Below are 15,325 nucleotides of genomic sequence, written 5' to 3' on the forward strand. Positions count from 1 at the left end.
CTCATGCCGCAGGTTCAGGGAGCCTTGGGCGCCGAGCGGCGCCACCAGGGCTGGAGGCCTCGTCGGTTGCGGCGGATCAGGCCGGCCCGCCGCGCCGTACGCAACTTGGGGGTCAGCAGCACCGTGGCCAGGTCTGCCAACAGGTTGATCAGCACCACCCCCAGGGTGATCACCAGCACGATGGCCTGGATCATCGGCAGATCGCGCATCTGGATCGCCGAGTTGAGGGCGGTGCCGATCCCCGGATAGCTGAACACCACTTCCGCCAGCAGGGCCCCGCCGATCAGGGTGCGCAGGGTCAGGGCCAGCCCCTGCACCGCCGGCACCAGGGCATTGGCCAGGGTGTGGCGCCAGACGATGCGCCACTCAGGGATGCCCCGCAGCCTCGCGGCGATCACATAGTCCGATTCCAGGGCCTCGATCATTGCCGCGCGCACCATGCGCGTCAGGTAGGGCAAGGCCGACAGGCTCAAGGCCAGCACCGGCAGTACCAGGAATTGCAGCTGGCGCCACAGTGCCAACTGGGGGTCGAGGATCGACACCGCCGGCAGCAGGTCCATGTGGGGCATGGAAAACAGCAGCACCAGGCCAATGGCCAGAAGAAAACCCGGGGTAGCCTTGAGGAAGATCAGCAACGACAGGCTCCAGCGGTCCAGGCGGCTGTCACGACGCAGGGCCAGGGTCACCCCCAGCAGCAGCGCCGCGGGCACCACCAGCGCGATGACCCCGGCCAGCAACGCCAGGGTGTAGCCCAGGCGCGCGAAGAGGACGTCGGCCACAGGCGCGCTGGAATCCAGGGACTGCCCCAGATCGCCTTCCAGGGTCTGGCCCAGCCAGTGCAGGTACTGCTCCAGCAGGGGCCGGTCCAGCCCCAGTTGCCGTTGCAGGGTGAGGATGCTTTCCAGGGGCGCATCGGGGCCAAGGATCACCCGCGCCGGGTCCGAGGGCAGCGCCTGGGTGGCGATGAACACCACCAGGCTGATGACCCAGGCCGTGAGCAGGCCGTAGCCCAGGCGGCCGACGAACCAGGACAGCCAGGCCGGGGTACGGGGCGTGTTGCGGCAGGTGTCAGGCATGGTTCAACCACATTTCGTCAAAGCGCCAGGAGGCGAAGGTCGTCTGTTCCGGCACCAGCCCGCCAACCCGCACCGAGGCCGCGTCCAGCACATCGTTGAAGCCCCAGATCAGCAGCCCGCCGCGCTGGTGCTGGATGGCCTGGGCTTCGTGCACCCATTGCCGGCGCAGTTGCAGATCGGGCTGGGCCAGGGCCTGCTGGTACAGCTGGGTGAATCGCGGGTCGTGAAAGTTGCTGCGGTTGTAGATGGCCTGGGGGGCGTCGTTGTGCAGCGCCGAGGCAAGAAAGCCCCGGGCCGGCGTGGCCCCGGGCGACAGCAGCCACTGTTCGCGCTGGGGGCCGTTGAACACCGAAGCGTCAACCTGGGTCACCTTGACCTCGACCCCGGCCCTCTTCGCCTGCTGGGCGAACACCAGCGCCGCGTTCACCCCCGGGCCCGGGGTGGTGGTCAGCTCCACCCGCAGGTCGCTCTGCCCGGCCTGACGCAACAGCGCACGGGCCTGTTCCAGGTCATGGGGCCGCTGGGCAATGCCGTGGTTGTAGGTGGGGTCGTGGGGCGAATACAGGTCATTGGCGACTCGGCCGAAACCATTGAGCCCACGGTCCACCAGCTCCTGGCGGTCGGCCAGCAGGCGGAATGCCTGGCGCACCCGCACATCCTGGAACGGCGCCTTGGCCAGATTGAGGTTGAAGCCGGTGAAAGAAGTACTCGGCGAGGCGTAGAAGCGCAGCCGCGGATCGGCCTTGAGCAGCGCGCTGTGCTCGGCCTGTACGCCGCTGGCCACGTCGATCTGCCCGGCCCGCAGCGCCGCCGCCCGCGACACCTGGTCCTTGAACTCGATGATTTCCAGTTCGTCGGCGTAGGGCTGGCCGGGCTTGTAGTAGTTCTCGAAACGGCTGTACAGCGAGCGCTGGCCGGGAATGAAGCGCTTGAGCCGGTAGGGGCCGGCGCCCACCGGGTTGGTCTGCGGGTGGTAGTCGGTGGGCACTATGGCACCGAAGCTGATCAGGGTTTCGTCCAGGGGAAAGAAGCTCTGGCCCTGCTTGAAGCGGATTTCGATGGTGCGCTGATCGAGCTTGCGCAGGGCCTGGCGATCGATGGCCCCCACCAGCCCGGCAAAGGGCGAAGCCAGTTGCGGGTCGGTCAGGCGCAGGATGGAAAACAGCATGTCGTCGGCGCCGATGCTCTTGCCGTGGTGGAACTCCAGCCCCGGCTTGATGCGAATGGTCCAGACGCTGGCGTCGGCATTGGGCTCGGCGAACTCCGCCAGGGCCAGCCGGGTACTGACGTCCGGGTTCCATTCCCAGAACTTGCTGTACAGCGCCCAGCCGCGAATGATCCCGCCGCCCACCGGTTTGTGGGCGTCGAGATTGCCGGACTGGTCGCCATCGATGATCCCCACCCGCAGGCGCCCGCCGCGCACCGGGGTGCCGGGCAGCAGCGGCGCGGCACCGGGCGCCGCACCGTTGTCACAGCCGCTGAGCAGGCTGCTGCCCAGCAACAGGCCGCCACCGGCGGCCAGGGAATGGCCGAGGAATACCCGGCGGGAAAATGCCTCGCTCATGGCTCGCTCCTCAGGCCTGCTCGGTGGCCTTGGCCGGTTGCCTGGCCACAAGCGTGGCGCCCAGGCGCGGCACCTCGAAACCGTGGTCCAGGTCCAGCAGCGGGAACAGCAGGTCGGCCACCCGGTGGGCCTCGTCGATCAGCGGAAAGCCCGAAAGGATGAAGGCCGAAGTGCCCTGCTCTTCGTATTCACGAATGCGCTCGGCCACTTGCCGCGCGCTGCCCACCAGGTAGGTGCCGGCGGCGGGCCCGAGAATGTTGAAGCCGAACAGGCTCGGGCCGAGCCAGACATTGGGGTAGATCTCCAGGTCCCGGGCCTTGGGCAGGCGGCCGGCGCGGATCGCCTCGACATTGCGCTGGATCTGCGGGTCGTCGCTGTGGAAGCTGTCCAGGGTTTCCCCCGGCGGCAACTGGCGTTCGATGGAAGCCCGGGCGGTCTGCAGCGAGGTGCGCTGCAGCAGTTTCTCGGCGTGGGCCCAGGCCTCCTCCTCGGTTTCCCGGACGATGATCTGCAGGCGCGTACCGAAGCTCAGCTCACGGCCGATCTTCGCCGCCTCGGCGGCCACCTTGCGGAATTTCTCGCCGAGTTTCGGCGGCGTGTCGGCAAAGCTCAGGTACACATCCAGCAACTGCACCGAATGGGCCACTCCCGGGCCGGAGGTGCCGGCGCCCCACAGCGGGATGCCGGGGCGTTGCTTCGGCGCGTGCCAGCCGCCCAGGGGATGGCCGGCCGCGGCCGGCGAGCGCGGCGCCAGCTTGACGTAGCGGCCGTCGTAGCCGTCGGTGTCCCCGGCATAGAAGCCCTGGAACGCCCGCCAGTACTCCAGGCTGAAGTCATAGCGCTCATCGTGGGGATAGTGCACCCCCAGGGTGGCCAGCCCGGCGTCACTGCCGTTGACCACGTTGAACAGCAGGCGGCCGTTGGAGAACTGATCGAAGGTCAGCGCCCATTTGGCCAGCACCGCCGGCGACAACTCCCCCGGGTGCTGTGCCACCAAAAAGCGCAAGCGCTGAGTGGCATCGATCAGCGCCGCCGAGACCGCCAGGCTTTCATTGGGGCTCGAACCCAGCAGCGAACCGTAGTAGCCCAGGCGATCGCTAGCCACCGCCAGTTGCTTGAGGTGCTGGAAATCGGTGTTCCAGCGCCCTTCCGGCTCCCAGGGATAGGGGCCGTCGGGGGTGGTGAGGTACCAGAGAATCTTGACTGCCATGTAGCTGTTCCTTGAATGATTGAAGCCTGTACAGCCATCGCTGCCCCGCCCACCGCCCACCCCCACCGCGTAGGAGCCGGCTTGCTGGCGAAGAGGCCCTCAAGCCTTGTATCGCCCTTGCGGGCGCTTTCGCTGGCAAGCCAGCTCCTACAACAGCTCCGATAGCCGCAGCCAGGGGGCGGCAGGTCAGCTGCGGCGGTCGATGGCGGGCACCAGGCCCAGTTCCGTGGCGCGCTCGTACAGGCCGCTCATCTTCCATTGCTGGGTCAGTACGCCTGGGCCATAAGGGCGGGAGCCACCCAGGGCGTCGGCCAGCAGTTGCAGTTGCGCGCCCTCTTCCAGCAACAGGATGAATTCCGCCGTGGCCCGCAGGCCCTGCTTGCCCCATACCGTGGAGCCGCCGTTGGCTTCGAGAATCGCCAGGTTGAAGGGGTTCTGGGCAATGCTGTCGAGGATGAAGTCCACCTCGGGCTGGCGCCGGTCGATGTACACCGGCAGCTCCCGGGCCAGCTGGTAGCGCTGCACCGGCACATAGTGGAACGGCAGCGTGCGGTGGGTCTGGGCCCAGGCTCCCTGGTACGGCGAATGCACGTGGGACACGGTGGTGATGTCGGCATGCTGCTGGAACAGCTTGGTATAGCGTCCCAGGCCGCCCTTGCCCTGGCCGAGGATGACCTTGCCGGCAAAGTCGGTGACCGTGGCCTGCAACGGTTTGCGGTAGTTCCACGGGCCGCCGTAGTTCACCGAGACCAGCAGTTCCTGGCCCGGTACCCGCTCGATGAAGCCCACGGTGCCGTTGGCGGTGATGGTCTGGGTTTCGCGGAACACGGTGAACGCCTGTTCGGCCTCCAGCAGCACCTGATCGATGAAGGCCTGCAGTTCCTGGGTAATGGGTTGTTCGTTGATCAATACGGTCATGGCAATTCTCCGGGTTCAGGCGCGGCGCTGGGCCAGCAGTTCATGGGCGGCGTGCAAGGGACGTGGGTCGACCCAGTCGGCAATGGCGAAATCCCGTTCCAGGAAGCCATGGCGATAGAGGAAGTTTTTCTGGATATCGAGGAACTCCAGGCGCTGCGGCGACAGGTCGGGCGCCAGGGTGGTGTGGAAATCGCCGCGGTAGGCCTCATTCACCCCGGCACTGCCGGCCCGGGTTTCCTCTTCCAGGATGGCGTTCAGGGCCGGCCGGTTGTGGGCCGCCCAGTCGGCGGCGCGCAGGGTCTGGGCAAGAAAGCGCACCACCAGGTCGAAGTGATTGTCCAAGAGGCTCTGGTGCACGGTGATCGGTCGCGGCGTGCCGTTGTTGATGCGGTAGCGCGGCTCGGCGACCAGGTCCAGGTCGATGCCCACCACCAGCCCCAGGCGCCGCGCGGCATCGGCGGCGGCAGCCCCCTTGACGTAGACCGCGTCCACCTCGCCGCGCACCAGGTAGTCCAGGCCGGACCACAGGCGCTGCAAACCTTCCTGGGGCGTCGCCGCACGCTCCTGGTCCTGCAGCGCCACTTCCACCAGTTGCACGTCGTCGAAACCCAGGCCCGCCAGGCTCAAAGCGCCTTTGTAGCCGTGCAGGCTCATGGCCCGGGCGATGCTGCCCGGGCGGTTTTCGCCCCAGGCCGGGAGCGCCAGGCGCTTGCCCTTGAGGTGCTCGGGGCGGCTGATGCCGGAATCCGGGCGCACCAGCAAGGTTTGCCATTCCTCGATCCAGGTCAGGCCGATCAGCCGGCTGGGGGAACCGGCGGCGCGGGCGGCCAGGGCCGGCACGTTGCCGCCCTCGCGAAACAGCCCGGGCAACTGGTGATCGTAATGGTGATGGCCCAGTTGCCGGGCTTCCTGCAGGGTCGCGACCGGCAGGCCGTCGGCGGCAAACTCCTCGCTGAGCCAGCCCAGCTTGTAGGCGATCCCGGAAGCCGTGGGCACCGGGCAGCGGGTGAACCAGATCTGCTCCAGTTCAGGCTGGGCAGCGGACGTGGGCAATGTGGCGGCAAGCGTCATGAACGAGTTCCTGTGCAATGGCTGTTGCCAGGGCTATTGCAGCGCCCGTGCCAACCGGGCAAAGCCCCGGATTACGGGGCCTGGGCCGCTGCCCGCGAAACCGGCACCTCGCCGACTGCTGCCCGACCAGCAGCATTGCGCAGCGACTGCTGCTGTCGGAGCAACGGGCCGACGAACATTGCTGCTGGAGCAGCAGCAGGCGTTTTAGCACCCATTGCGCACCCGCCCGCCAGCCGTGTCGCACAAGGCCTGCAACGGATTTTCAGCACACTGAAAAGGCCCTGGCGCAGAACTTGCTCAAGCCTCCTCAAACCCAGCCCTTTTTCGTAGGAGCTGGCTTGCCAGCGAAGGCGTCGCCAAGACCGGCGCAAGGTTCAAGGGCCCCTTCGCCGGCAAGCCGGCTCCTACGGATCAGGTCGATACACACGCCCCTGTAGGAGCTGGCTTGCCAGCGAAGGCGTCGCCAGGACCGGCGCAAGGTTCAAGGGCCCTTTCGCCGGCAAGCCGGCTCCTACGGATCAGGTCGATACACACGCCCCTGGGGGCAGATTTCTTCAGATAGAGGTACCAGCATGAGTAGCGTTCAAGCCCTTCCTGTCACTCCGGTCCGTGTCCTGGGCAGCGAGGCCGAAGCCATCGCCGTGACCCGGGAAATCGCCACGGAAATCGCCGCCATCGCCGCCGACAGCCAGGCCAACGGCCAGTTGCCGCGGCGCCAGGCGCAGTTGCTGTCCGACAGCGGCCTGACCGCCATCGGTGTGCCCAAGGCCTTCGGTGGCCTGGGGGCCTCGGTGGCCACCATCGTCGAAACGGTGCGCCTGATCTCGGTGGCCGATGGCGGTGTGGGCCAGTTGCTGCAGATCCACAACGTGATGCTGCGGGGCATCTTCAACGGTTACCCGGATGCCGTGCGCGACCGCGTGGTCAGCGACGTGCTGGCCGGCAAGCGCCTGGGCAATGCCCTGGCGGAGGTCGGCGGCAAGAACAAGTTCGCCCTCAAGACCCGTATCGAGCGCCGCGCCGACGGCAAGCTGATCCTTAACGGCAGCAAGTTCTACTCAACCGGTTCCTACCTGGCCGAATGGATTTCCCTGACCGCCGCCAGCGAAGAAGGCGGCGCCGGGGTGCTGCTCAACCGCAACGCTCCGGGCCTGACCCTGGTGGACGACTGGCATGCCTTCGGCCAGCAGAATTCGGTCAGCGGCACGGTGCTGTTCGACAACATCGAACTGGACGAAGACTTTGTCTCGCCGCGCAAGGGCCCGATGAAACGCACCGGCCTGACCTTCCCGCAGATCCTCCATGCGGCCATCGACACCGGGATCGCCGCCGGAGCCCTGGGGGCCGCGGTGGACTACCTCAAGCAGCACGCCCGGCCCTGGGTGGAAAGCGGCGTCGACCACGCCAGCGAAGAGCCGCACATCATCAAGCAGATCGGTGAATACGCCGTGGCCCTGCGTGCTGCCGAATCCTTGCTGCGCGATGCCGCGCGGGTGTTCGACGAACACGAGCAGGACCCGGACAACAAGGAACTGCAGGATCAGTTGATCCTGTCCGTGGCCACCGCCCGGGCCCATTCCGACAGCGCCTCGCTGAAGATCTCCAGCGACATCTTCTCGCTGTTGGGGGCCAGTTCCTCCCTGAGCAAATGGAACCTCGACCGCTTCTGGCGCAATGCCCGGGTGCACACCACCCACGACCCGATCCGCTGGCGCCTGCACCACGTGGGCAACTACTACCTCAACGGCGTCGACCCGGGCGAATACACCGCGATCCTCAACGCCAAGGAGCAACAGGGCGCGACCCGCCCCGCGCCATAACCCCAACCACCGCCATCCCTCGTAGGGGCTGGCTTGCCAGCGAAAGCGTCCTCAAGACCGACACAAGGCTCGGGGGCCTCTTCGCCGGCAAGCCGGCTCCTACCAATAACCATGGCATCACGCACACCGTAGGAGCTGGCTCGCCAGCGAAGGCGTCCTCAAGACCGACACAAGGCTCGAGGGCCTCTTCGCCGGCAAGCCGGCTCCTACGGGGGTGGCCGATTTTTTGAACGAGCCCTGCATGATCGAAAAACACCCTCTTTTGCGCGCGCTGGCGATCTACCGGGAAGTGCCCTGGCGCTTCACCCTGGTGGCGCTGCTCTATGTCGCCGTCAACCTCGGGCTGGTCTGGCAGCAGTGGCTGATCGGCCATGCGGTCAACGATGTCAGCAGCGGGCAGGCGGTAAAGCACCTGGCCGACGGCAGCCTGGATGCCAGCCTGGGCTGGTACTGGCTGTGGCTGCTGCTGGCGGTGGCCCTGGGCCGCGGCCTGTTGCAGTACGCCGCCACGGTGTTGTCCCTGGTGCTCAGCCAGGAACTGCTGACCCGCCTGCGCGAGCGTATCCTGCAGCAGGTCCAGGGCCTGCACCTGGGCTACCACTGGCAGCACGGCATGGGTGAAATGATCACCCGCACCACCCGCGATGCAGACAAGGTCCGCGATGCCCTGATCAGCTTCTGGCGCCAGGTGGTGGAAACGCCCCTGGTGGTGCTGGCCACGGTCGGCCTGCTGGCCTGGTACAGCCCCTGGCTGGCGGTGGTGCCGCTGCTGCTCACCGCCTGCGGACTGTGGATCTTCGTGCGCCAGACCGAGCACCTGGTGAGCCTCGACCGCGCAGTGGGCGCTGCCTACGACCGGGTCAACCAGGACCTCAGCGAGGGCATCGGCGGGGTGCGGGTGATCAAGTCCTTCGCCCTGGAGCACAGCCGCATCCAGGGTTTTGCCGCCCAGGTCGGGCTGTTCGCCGAGCACGCGCGACGGGCCCTGGCCTATTCCAGTTCGCGTATCCCCCTGCCCCAGGCCGTGGTCGCCCTCAGCCACGTGTGGATCCTGGTCTACGGCGCTCATCAGGTGGCGGCCAGGCAGCTGGGGATCGGCGAGCTGGTCAGCGCCCTGCTGATCGTGACCACCCTGGTGTTTCGCATCGAAGGCATCGGCCGGGTGATGCAGACCTTTGCCGATGCCCGCTCCAGTGCCGAGCGTATCTGGCAGTTGCTGGACGAGCCACTGCACATCCGCAGTGGCAACGCCCGGCTGCCCCAGGCGCCCCTGGGGTTGCGCCTGGAGGGGGTCAGCGTCAGCGCCCCCGGCGGTGGCCGGAAGATTCTCGATGACTGCACCCTGAGCCTTGAGCCCGGCGAGGTGGTGGCCCTGGTGGGCGCCACCGGCACCGGCAAGAGCCTGTTGGCCAGCCTCCTGCCGCGCCTCACCGAAGCCGGTGCCGGCCGGGTGCTGCTGGGCTCGGAACTCAGCGGCTGGCAGGACGTGCGCGACCTGGACCTGCAACAGCTGCGGCGCCGGGTGCATGTGGTGCCCCAGGAAAGCTTCCTGTTTTCCGACACCCTGGCGGCCAACCTGCGCCTCACGGCCCCCGACGCCAGCCACCGGCAACTGCGCCAGGGCCTGGCCCTGGCTGCCGCCGAAGACGTACTGGAACGCTTGCCCCAAGGGCTGGACAGCCGCCTCGGCGATCGCGGGGTCACCCTCTCCGGTGGCCAGCGCCAGCGCCTGAGCCTGGCCCGGGCGCTGCTGGGGGAGCCGGACATTCTCTGCCTCGACGACGCCACCAGCGCCCTGGACGCCATCAGCGAACGCCAGGTGCTGGACAACATCCGCCAGTTGCGCCGAGACCAGGGCCGGGCCACCACCTTGCTGGTGATCTCCAGCAAGCTCTCGACCATTCTCCTGGCGGACCGGGTGTTGCTGCTGCAGGACGGGCGAATCCGCGCCAGCGGCCGCCACGCCGAGCTGCTCAAGACCAACGCCCACTACCGCGACCTGCTGGGAGTCGACCATGGCTAATCCAATCGCCGGCAAGGCCCTGAGCGATATCGAAATCGAGGAAATGCTTGCCCGCCAGGCCCTGGACCGCAGCATGCTGTCGCGCCTGCTGCCCCTGCTGCGGCCGATCCGCGGCCCGATCCTGACGGTGATCGGGATCGAGTTGCTGCTGGTGTTCACGGTGTTCCTGCGGCCCTGGTTCGTGCGCGAACTGCTGGACCGCGGGCTGGTCCCGGACCAGGGTCACTGGCTGCTGGACGAGTCCCTGGTGCTGTGGCTGGGCCTGGGGCTGGCGGCCAGCTGGCTGGGGCGCTTCGTCCTGGCCGGGCTGTCGCAGTTCGTCGCCGGCAGCGCGGCGATCCGGGTGCTCAACGACCTGCGGGTCAAGGTCTTTGCCCATATCCAGGCCCTGAGCGTCAGCTACTTCGACCAGACCCGCGCCGGGCGCATCATTTCCCGCGCCGACCGCGACGTCGACAGCCTGGAACCGCTGCTGATCCAGGGTCCGCCGGAGCTGCTGGGGGCCCTGCTGCGCTGCGGCCTGGCGGCGCTGATGCTGTGGCGCATCGACCCGCGCTTCTTCCTCAGCCTGGCGGCCACGGTGCCGCTGCTGGCGCTGGCGACCTGGGGCTTCAAGCGCATCTCCCAGCGCAACTGGGCCAGAGTCGCGGAGAACCGCAGCCGCTTCACCGCGCACCTGGTGGAAAGCGTCAGCGGCGCGCGCATGCTCCAGCAATGCGGGCAGCAGGAACCCAACCTGCAGCGCTATCGCGGCCTGCTGGATGACTTCAACCAGGCGCTGATCCGCGGCAGCCTGCGCTCCAGCTGGTTCGCCCCATTCACCGCGCTGCTCAGCACCGCCGGCATGGCCGCGCTGCTGCTGGTGGGCGGCTATGGGCTGGCCGATAACCAGATCAGCGTTGGCCAGATGGCGGAAAGCCTGTTCTACGTGTTTCTGTTTCTGGGCCCGTTGCAGGAACTCTCTGACCTGTTCGAACGCTACGCCACCGGCTCGGCCTCGGCGCAGCGGATCTTTCTGCTGCTGGACACCCGGCCCCAGGTCCTCGACCCGGCCCAGCCCCAGCGCATGCAGCGGGCCCGGGGCGAGGTCGGTTTCGAACAGGTGCGGTTCGCCTACGACCCCAGGAGCAAAAACGCGGTGATCCAGAACCTGGACCTGCAGATCAAGGCCGGCGAAGTGCTGGCGATTGTCGGCCCCTCGGGCCATGGCAAAAGTACCCTGGTGCAGTTGCTGACCCGTTTCTACGACGTTCAGGGCGGCGCCGTGACGCTCGACGGCGTGGACATCCGGCACCTGGCCCAGCACGACCTGCGCCGGGCCGTGGGCGTGGTGCTGCAGGACAATGTGCTGTTCAGCGGCACTATCCTCGACAACCTGCGCCTGGCAGCCCCCGGCGCCGATGATGCAACGCTGATTGCCGCGGCCCGGGAGCTGGGGGCCGACGAGGTGCTGGAACGCCTGCCCCACCAGTACCACAGCGAGGTCGGCCCCCTGGGTGGACACCTGAGCCATGGCCAGCGGCAACTGGTGTGCCTGGTACGGGCCTACCTGGCCAACCCGGCGGTGCTGGTACTGGACGAAGCCACCTCGGCGGTGGACATCCACACCGAGCGGCGCATCCAGCGCGCCCTGCGCCGGCTGTGCCAGGGGCGCACGGCGATCATCATTGCCCACCGCCTGGCGACCATCCGGGACGCCGACCGGATCGCGGTGATCCGCCACGGCCAACTGGTGGAACAGGGACCGCATCAGCAGTTGATCCGGCAGAGCGGCGCCTATGCGGCGTTGTACCAGGCCTATCTGCGTAGCGCCGACCAACCCGGCGGCGCAAGCCCCGCGGCCCCTTTCGCCGGCAAGCCGGCTCCTACACAAGCACCGCCGGTATCGCGCCAGCTGTAGGCGCTGGCTTGCCAACGAAGGCGCCCGCAAGGACAGCACAAGGCTCAAGGGCCTGTTCGCCGGCAAGCCGGCGCTGGGTTGTTGCGCGCTCAGCAGCGGTTGCTGCCGGGGTGCTGCTACAGCAGCACCAGGGCCCTGCGCTAGGCCGGCTGAAGCCCCCGAACCCCCGCCATGGTGGGCCGCGACGGCCATGGCATGGCCGTTGCAATTACCCCCTGACAGGCGTCTTCGCACCCGCGCGGCGCAACGGGTTACTGAATCAGGAGCACCCATGAGCACTGAATTTTTCTGGCGCCTGCCGCTGGGCACCGACGGCCCGCAGTTGAGCACCGACAAGCACAATCGCGGCAACCCCCACCCCCGCGCCGGGCATATCGCCCCCGGGCGCCTGGCCAACGGCGAGCCCGACGGTTTCACCTACATCGACTACATCGCCCAGGTGGCCAAGGCCGCCGAGCTGGCGGGCTTCGAAGGCGCCCTGCTGCCTACCGGCCCCGAGCCCTGGGTGGTGGCCGCGGCCCTGGCCCGGGAAACCCGGCGCATCCGCTTTCTGATCGCCTTCCAGGCCACCTGGACCCTGCCAGCCTACGCCGCCCAACAGGCGGCGATCCTGCAGAACCTCAGCCACGGCCGCCTGGACTGGAACATCATCACCGGCGGCAACCCGGTCAGCCAGCGAGCCAATGGCGATTACCTGGACCACGACCGGCGCTACCAGCGCACCGGCGAGTTCCTCGACATCATCCAGGGCCTGTGGCAGAACGAACGCTTCTCCTATGACGGCGATATCTACCAGCTGGAGAACGGCGCCCTGCCCCCGGGCCTGCAGCAGGAGCGCAAGCCGGGGGTGTATTTTTCCGGTTTCTCCGATGCGGCCCTGGACGTGGCGGCGCGGCACGCCGACGTCTACCTCAACTGGGCCGAGCCCATCGACCAGCTCAAGCCCCACATCGAGCGAGTTCGCGAGCTGGCGGACAAACAGGGGCGCACGGTGCGCTTCGGCCTGCGGGTCGATCTGTTCGCCCGGGAAACCGAAGAGCAGGCCTGGGCCGACCTGCGCCGTCAGTTCGACAAGCTCGAAGGCAAGGGCAGCCTGATCGCCAAGAACTTCACCAGCGGCTCGGATTCGGTGGGCGCTGCGCGGCAGACCGCCTACCACCAGAACGTCGACCGCTTCGACGACCTGATCCTCGGCCCCAACCTCTGGGCCGGCTTCGCCAAGGCCAAGCCGGGCCCCACCGTGGGCCTGGTGGGCAGCCACCAGAACGTTGCCGAGCGCCTGGCGGAGTACCGCGATGCCGGTTTCTCCACCTTCATCCTGGCGGGCAACCCGCACCTGGAAGAAGCCCTGCGCATCGGCCAGGAAGTCCTGCCCCTGGTGCAGCAACGCCCCGTCGCCCAGGCGACGCCGCTACAGGCCCGCGCCTGAGCCTATAAGGAGCCCGTTCATGTCCCATCCTCTGGATACCCTCTGGTACACCCGCTGCCCGGTCCCCACGGGCCTGGGCATTGCCGTGCAGAAAGGCTGGCTGCAAGACAGCCTCGGCGCCCTCGGCACCCAGGTGCAGTCGCTGCGCGAGTCCAGCGACCAGGCCGTGCGCGAGTCGCACTTCGATCACAGCCTGCGCAACTCGGTGCGCCACGGCGGCAGCATCCCGGCCCTCTGGGCCCGGGCCCAGGGCCGGGAAACCCGGCTGATCGGCCTGTCCTGGGCCGATGAAGTGCAACTGATCCTGACCCGTGCCGACAGCGGCATCCACCGCATCAAGGAGCTCAAGGGCCGACGCTTCGGCCTGCCGGACTGGGCCGGCGCACAGATCGACTTCACCCGCGCCCAGGCCCTGCGCGGCCTGGAAAACGCCCTGGGCCTGGACGGCCTGCAAGTGGGCGACCTGCAACTGGTGAACTACCGCTACGGCGGCACCTTCAGCGACCCCCAGGTGCAGACCCTGGCCGACACCCCGGTCAGCGCCCAGCCCAGCAGCGGACGCAACCTGGAACTGCAGGGCCTGCTGCGAGGCGAAGTCGACGCGATCTTCCTCAAGGGCGCCAGCGCCGCCCGCCATGCCCACGAGTTCGGCCTGCGTACCCTGATCGACACCGGCGCCCACCCCGACCCGCTGATCCGCTGCAACAACGGCACACCGCGCACCCTGACAGTGGACAGTCATCTGCTGGAGCAGCACTTGGACGTCGCCACCGGGATTCTCGGCGCGGTGCTGCGGGCCGAAGACTGGGCCCGCCAGCACCCGGAAGACACCCGCCGCTACCTGGCCCGGGAAACCAACAGCAGCGAGTACTGGACCAGCGCTGCCTATGGCGAGGATGCCCACCTGCGCCTGCGCACCGGCCTGGAAGAACAGGCCATCGACGCGCTGCAGGATTTCAGCGCCTTCCTGCGGCGCTGGCGCTTCATCCCGCAGCAGGTGGATGTGCGCCAATGGATCGACCGCCGGCCGCTGGATGCGCTGCTGGCTACCCCTACCGCTCTGGCCGGCTGACCGCGCCAGGTTTCATGGATTCGAACTGAAGACCCTTATGAGCAAATCACTCGATACCCTCTGGTACACCCACAGCCCGGTGCCCACCGGGCTCGGCATCGCGGTACAGTCCGGACGCCTGGCAGAGGCCTTCCTGCCGTTCGGCACCAATATCCAGTCCCTGCGCGAATCCAGCGAACGCGAAGTGCGCGAGGCCCACTACGACCACCACCTGCAGAACTCGGTGCGCCACGGCGGCAACATCCCGGCCATCTGGGCCTACTCCAGCGGCGTGCAGACCCGGGTCCTGGGCTTGTCCTGGAGCGACGAGGTGCAGTTGATCCTGACCACCGCCGAAAGCGGCGTGAAGAGCATCCGCGACCTGAAGAACCGGCGCTTCGGCCTGCCCAAGTGGGCCAACGTGCAGATCGACTTCACCCGGGCCCAGGCCCTGCGCGGCCTGGAGAACGCCCTCAGGCTCGAAGGCCTGGAAGTGGCCGACGTGGAACTGGTGGACTACCCCTACGGCGGCACCTACAGCGACGAGCAGAAGCAGCACCTGTACGGTTCCGAAGTGAGCCTTGGGGTGACCCGCTTCAGCCGGCGCAACAACGAACTGATCGGCCTGCTGCGGGGCGATATCGACGCGATCTTCCTCAAGGGCGCCCACGCCGTGCACCTGGCCAACGAGTTCGGCCTGCAGGTGGTGGTGGACACCGGTTCCCACCCCGACCCGCTGATCCGCTCCAACAACGGCACCCCGCGTACCCTGACCGTGGACACCCACCTGCTGCGCGAGCACTTCGACGCCAGCGTGAAGATCGTCGACACCGTATTGCGCACCGAACAATGGGCCTGGGCCAACCCCGAGGAAACCCGGCGCTTCCTGGCCCGGGAACTGAACACCAGCGAGTACTGGGTGGCGGCCGCCTATGGCGAGGATGCCCACCGACGCCTGCGCACCACCCTGGATGCGCGATCCATCGAGGCCTTGCAGGACTTCACCGATTTCCTGCATCGCTGGCAGTTCATTCCACGGCGTTTCGACGTGCGCGAGTGGATCGACTTCAGTGTGCTGGAGACGGTCATCGGCTCCACCTCCCGCGTGGCGGTATAACCCCACGAACTGACGGTGGAACCCGTAGGAGCTGGCTTGCCAGCGAAGGCGCCAGCCCAGGCGATGCATGCCTCACGGGCCTCTTCGCCGGCAAGCCGGCTCCTACACAAGTAGGTGCACCGCATCCCCCCTACGAGTTGGGGTTG

At 67.7% G+C, this 15,325-nt stretch carries 11 protein-coding genes; 6 read left to right on the top strand and 5 right to left on the bottom strand.

Annotated features, from left to right (window positions below):
- Positions 1-14: 14 nt before the first annotated feature.
- The 5 genes from KI242_RS16590 to KI242_RS16610 all read right to left on the bottom strand — a co-directional run bounded on the left by KI242_RS16590 (position 15) and on the right by KI242_RS16610 (position 5,839).
- Complete coding sequence (locus tag KI242_RS16590; protein WP_015635723.1) at positions 15-1,076, bottom strand: ABC transporter permease; 1,062 nt, start codon at positions 1,074-1,076, stop codon at positions 15-17.
- Complete coding sequence (locus KI242_RS16595; RefSeq protein WP_011061450.1) at positions 1,069-2,640, bottom strand: ABC transporter substrate-binding protein; 1,572 nt, start codon at positions 2,638-2,640, stop codon at positions 1,069-1,071. The genes KI242_RS16590 and KI242_RS16595 overlap by 8 nt, the downstream gene beginning before the upstream one ends.
- A gap of 10 nt (positions 2,641-2,650) precedes the next feature.
- A complete protein-coding gene (locus KI242_RS16600; protein WP_212805349.1) occupies positions 2,651-3,850 on the bottom strand; it encodes an LLM class flavin-dependent oxidoreductase in 1,200 nt (399 codons plus the stop codon).
- A 186-nt stretch (positions 3,851-4,036) separates the two neighbouring features.
- The gene (locus KI242_RS16605) at positions 4,037-4,768 is read right to left on the bottom strand and encodes a class II aldolase/adducin family protein (protein WP_212805350.1); all 732 of its coding nucleotides are present in this window, start codon (positions 4,766-4,768) and stop codon (positions 4,037-4,039) included.
- Between the two features lie 15 nt (positions 4,769-4,783).
- Positions 4,784-5,839, bottom strand: a complete 1,056-nt coding sequence (locus KI242_RS16610) for an ABC transporter substrate-binding protein (protein WP_011061453.1) — start codon at positions 5,837-5,839, stop codon at positions 4,784-4,786.
- Between the two features lie 572 nt (positions 5,840-6,411).
- Here KI242_RS16610 and KI242_RS16615 point away from each other — a divergent pair.
- From KI242_RS16615 to KI242_RS16640, 6 genes are all read left to right on the top strand, one after another.
- Positions 6,412-7,659 carry an acyl-CoA dehydrogenase family protein gene (locus KI242_RS16615; protein ID WP_212805351.1) on the top strand — a complete coding sequence of 416 codons (1,248 nt, stop codon included), beginning with the start codon at positions 6,412-6,414 and terminating at the stop codon, positions 7,657-7,659.
- 241 nt (positions 7,660-7,900) lie between these two features.
- Positions 7,901-9,682 carry an ABC transporter ATP-binding protein gene (locus tag KI242_RS16620; protein WP_212805352.1) on the top strand — a complete coding sequence of 594 codons (1,782 nt, stop codon included), beginning with the start codon at positions 7,901-7,903 and terminating at the stop codon, positions 9,680-9,682.
- Positions 9,675-11,582 carry an ABC transporter ATP-binding protein gene (locus tag KI242_RS16625; protein WP_123473434.1) on the top strand — a complete coding sequence of 636 codons (1,908 nt, stop codon included), beginning with the start codon at positions 9,675-9,677 and terminating at the stop codon, positions 11,580-11,582. The genes KI242_RS16620 and KI242_RS16625 overlap by 8 nt, the downstream gene beginning before the upstream one ends.
- Before the next feature lie 271 nt (positions 11,583-11,853).
- Positions 11,854-13,011 carry an LLM class flavin-dependent oxidoreductase gene (locus KI242_RS16630; protein ID WP_041118346.1) on the top strand — a complete coding sequence of 386 codons (1,158 nt, stop codon included), beginning with the start codon at positions 11,854-11,856 and terminating at the stop codon, positions 13,009-13,011.
- A gap of 19 nt (positions 13,012-13,030) precedes the next feature.
- Positions 13,031-14,083, top strand: coding sequence for an ABC transporter substrate-binding protein (locus KI242_RS16635; protein WP_212805353.1), 1,053 nt, complete (start codon positions 13,031-13,033; stop codon positions 14,081-14,083).
- A gap of 37 nt (positions 14,084-14,120) precedes the next feature.
- Positions 14,121-15,179, top strand: a complete 1,059-nt coding sequence (locus tag KI242_RS16640) for an ABC transporter substrate-binding protein (RefSeq protein ID WP_011061460.1) — start codon at positions 14,121-14,123, stop codon at positions 15,177-15,179.
- Positions 15,180-15,325: the final 146 nt, after the last annotated feature.

It is taken from the genome of Pseudomonas sp. Eqa60 (genome assembly GCF_018326405.1).
GTDB classification, from domain to species: domain Bacteria; phylum Pseudomonadota; class Gammaproteobacteria; order Pseudomonadales; family Pseudomonadaceae; genus Aquipseudomonas; species Aquipseudomonas protegens.

What these genes read in the sequence shown, in the direction of transcription:
- KI242_RS16610 (WP_011061453.1), bottom strand. Translation starts at nt 5,839, where the DNA reads ATGACGCTTGCCGCCACATTGCCCACGTCCGCTGCCCAGCCTGAACTG.
- KI242_RS16620 (WP_212805352.1), top strand. Translation starts at nt 7,901, where the DNA reads ATGATCGAAAAACACCCTCTTTTGCGCGCGCTGGCGATCTACCGGGAA.
- KI242_RS16590 (WP_015635723.1), bottom strand. Translation starts at nt 1,076, where the DNA reads ATGCCTGACACCTGCCGCAACACGCCCCGTACCCCGGCCTGGCTGTCC.
- KI242_RS16615 (WP_212805351.1), top strand. Translation starts at nt 6,412, where the DNA reads ATGAGTAGCGTTCAAGCCCTTCCTGTCACTCCGGTCCGTGTCCTGGGC.
- KI242_RS16630 (WP_041118346.1), top strand. Translation starts at nt 11,854, where the DNA reads ATGAGCACTGAATTTTTCTGGCGCCTGCCGCTGGGCACCGACGGCCCG.
- KI242_RS16600 (WP_212805349.1), bottom strand. Translation starts at nt 3,850, where the DNA reads ATGGCAGTCAAGATTCTCTGGTACCTCACCACCCCCGACGGCCCCTAT.
- KI242_RS16640 (WP_011061460.1), top strand. Translation starts at nt 14,121, where the DNA reads ATGAGCAAATCACTCGATACCCTCTGGTACACCCACAGCCCGGTGCCC.
- KI242_RS16595 (WP_011061450.1), bottom strand. Translation starts at nt 2,640, where the DNA reads ATGAGCGAGGCATTTTCCCGCCGGGTATTCCTCGGCCATTCCCTGGCC.
- KI242_RS16625 (WP_123473434.1), top strand. Translation starts at nt 9,675, where the DNA reads ATGGCTAATCCAATCGCCGGCAAGGCCCTGAGCGATATCGAAATCGAG.
- KI242_RS16605 (WP_212805350.1), bottom strand. Translation starts at nt 4,768, where the DNA reads ATGACCGTATTGATCAACGAACAACCCATTACCCAGGAACTGCAGGCC.
- KI242_RS16635 (WP_212805353.1), top strand. Translation starts at nt 13,031, where the DNA reads ATGTCCCATCCTCTGGATACCCTCTGGTACACCCGCTGCCCGGTCCCC.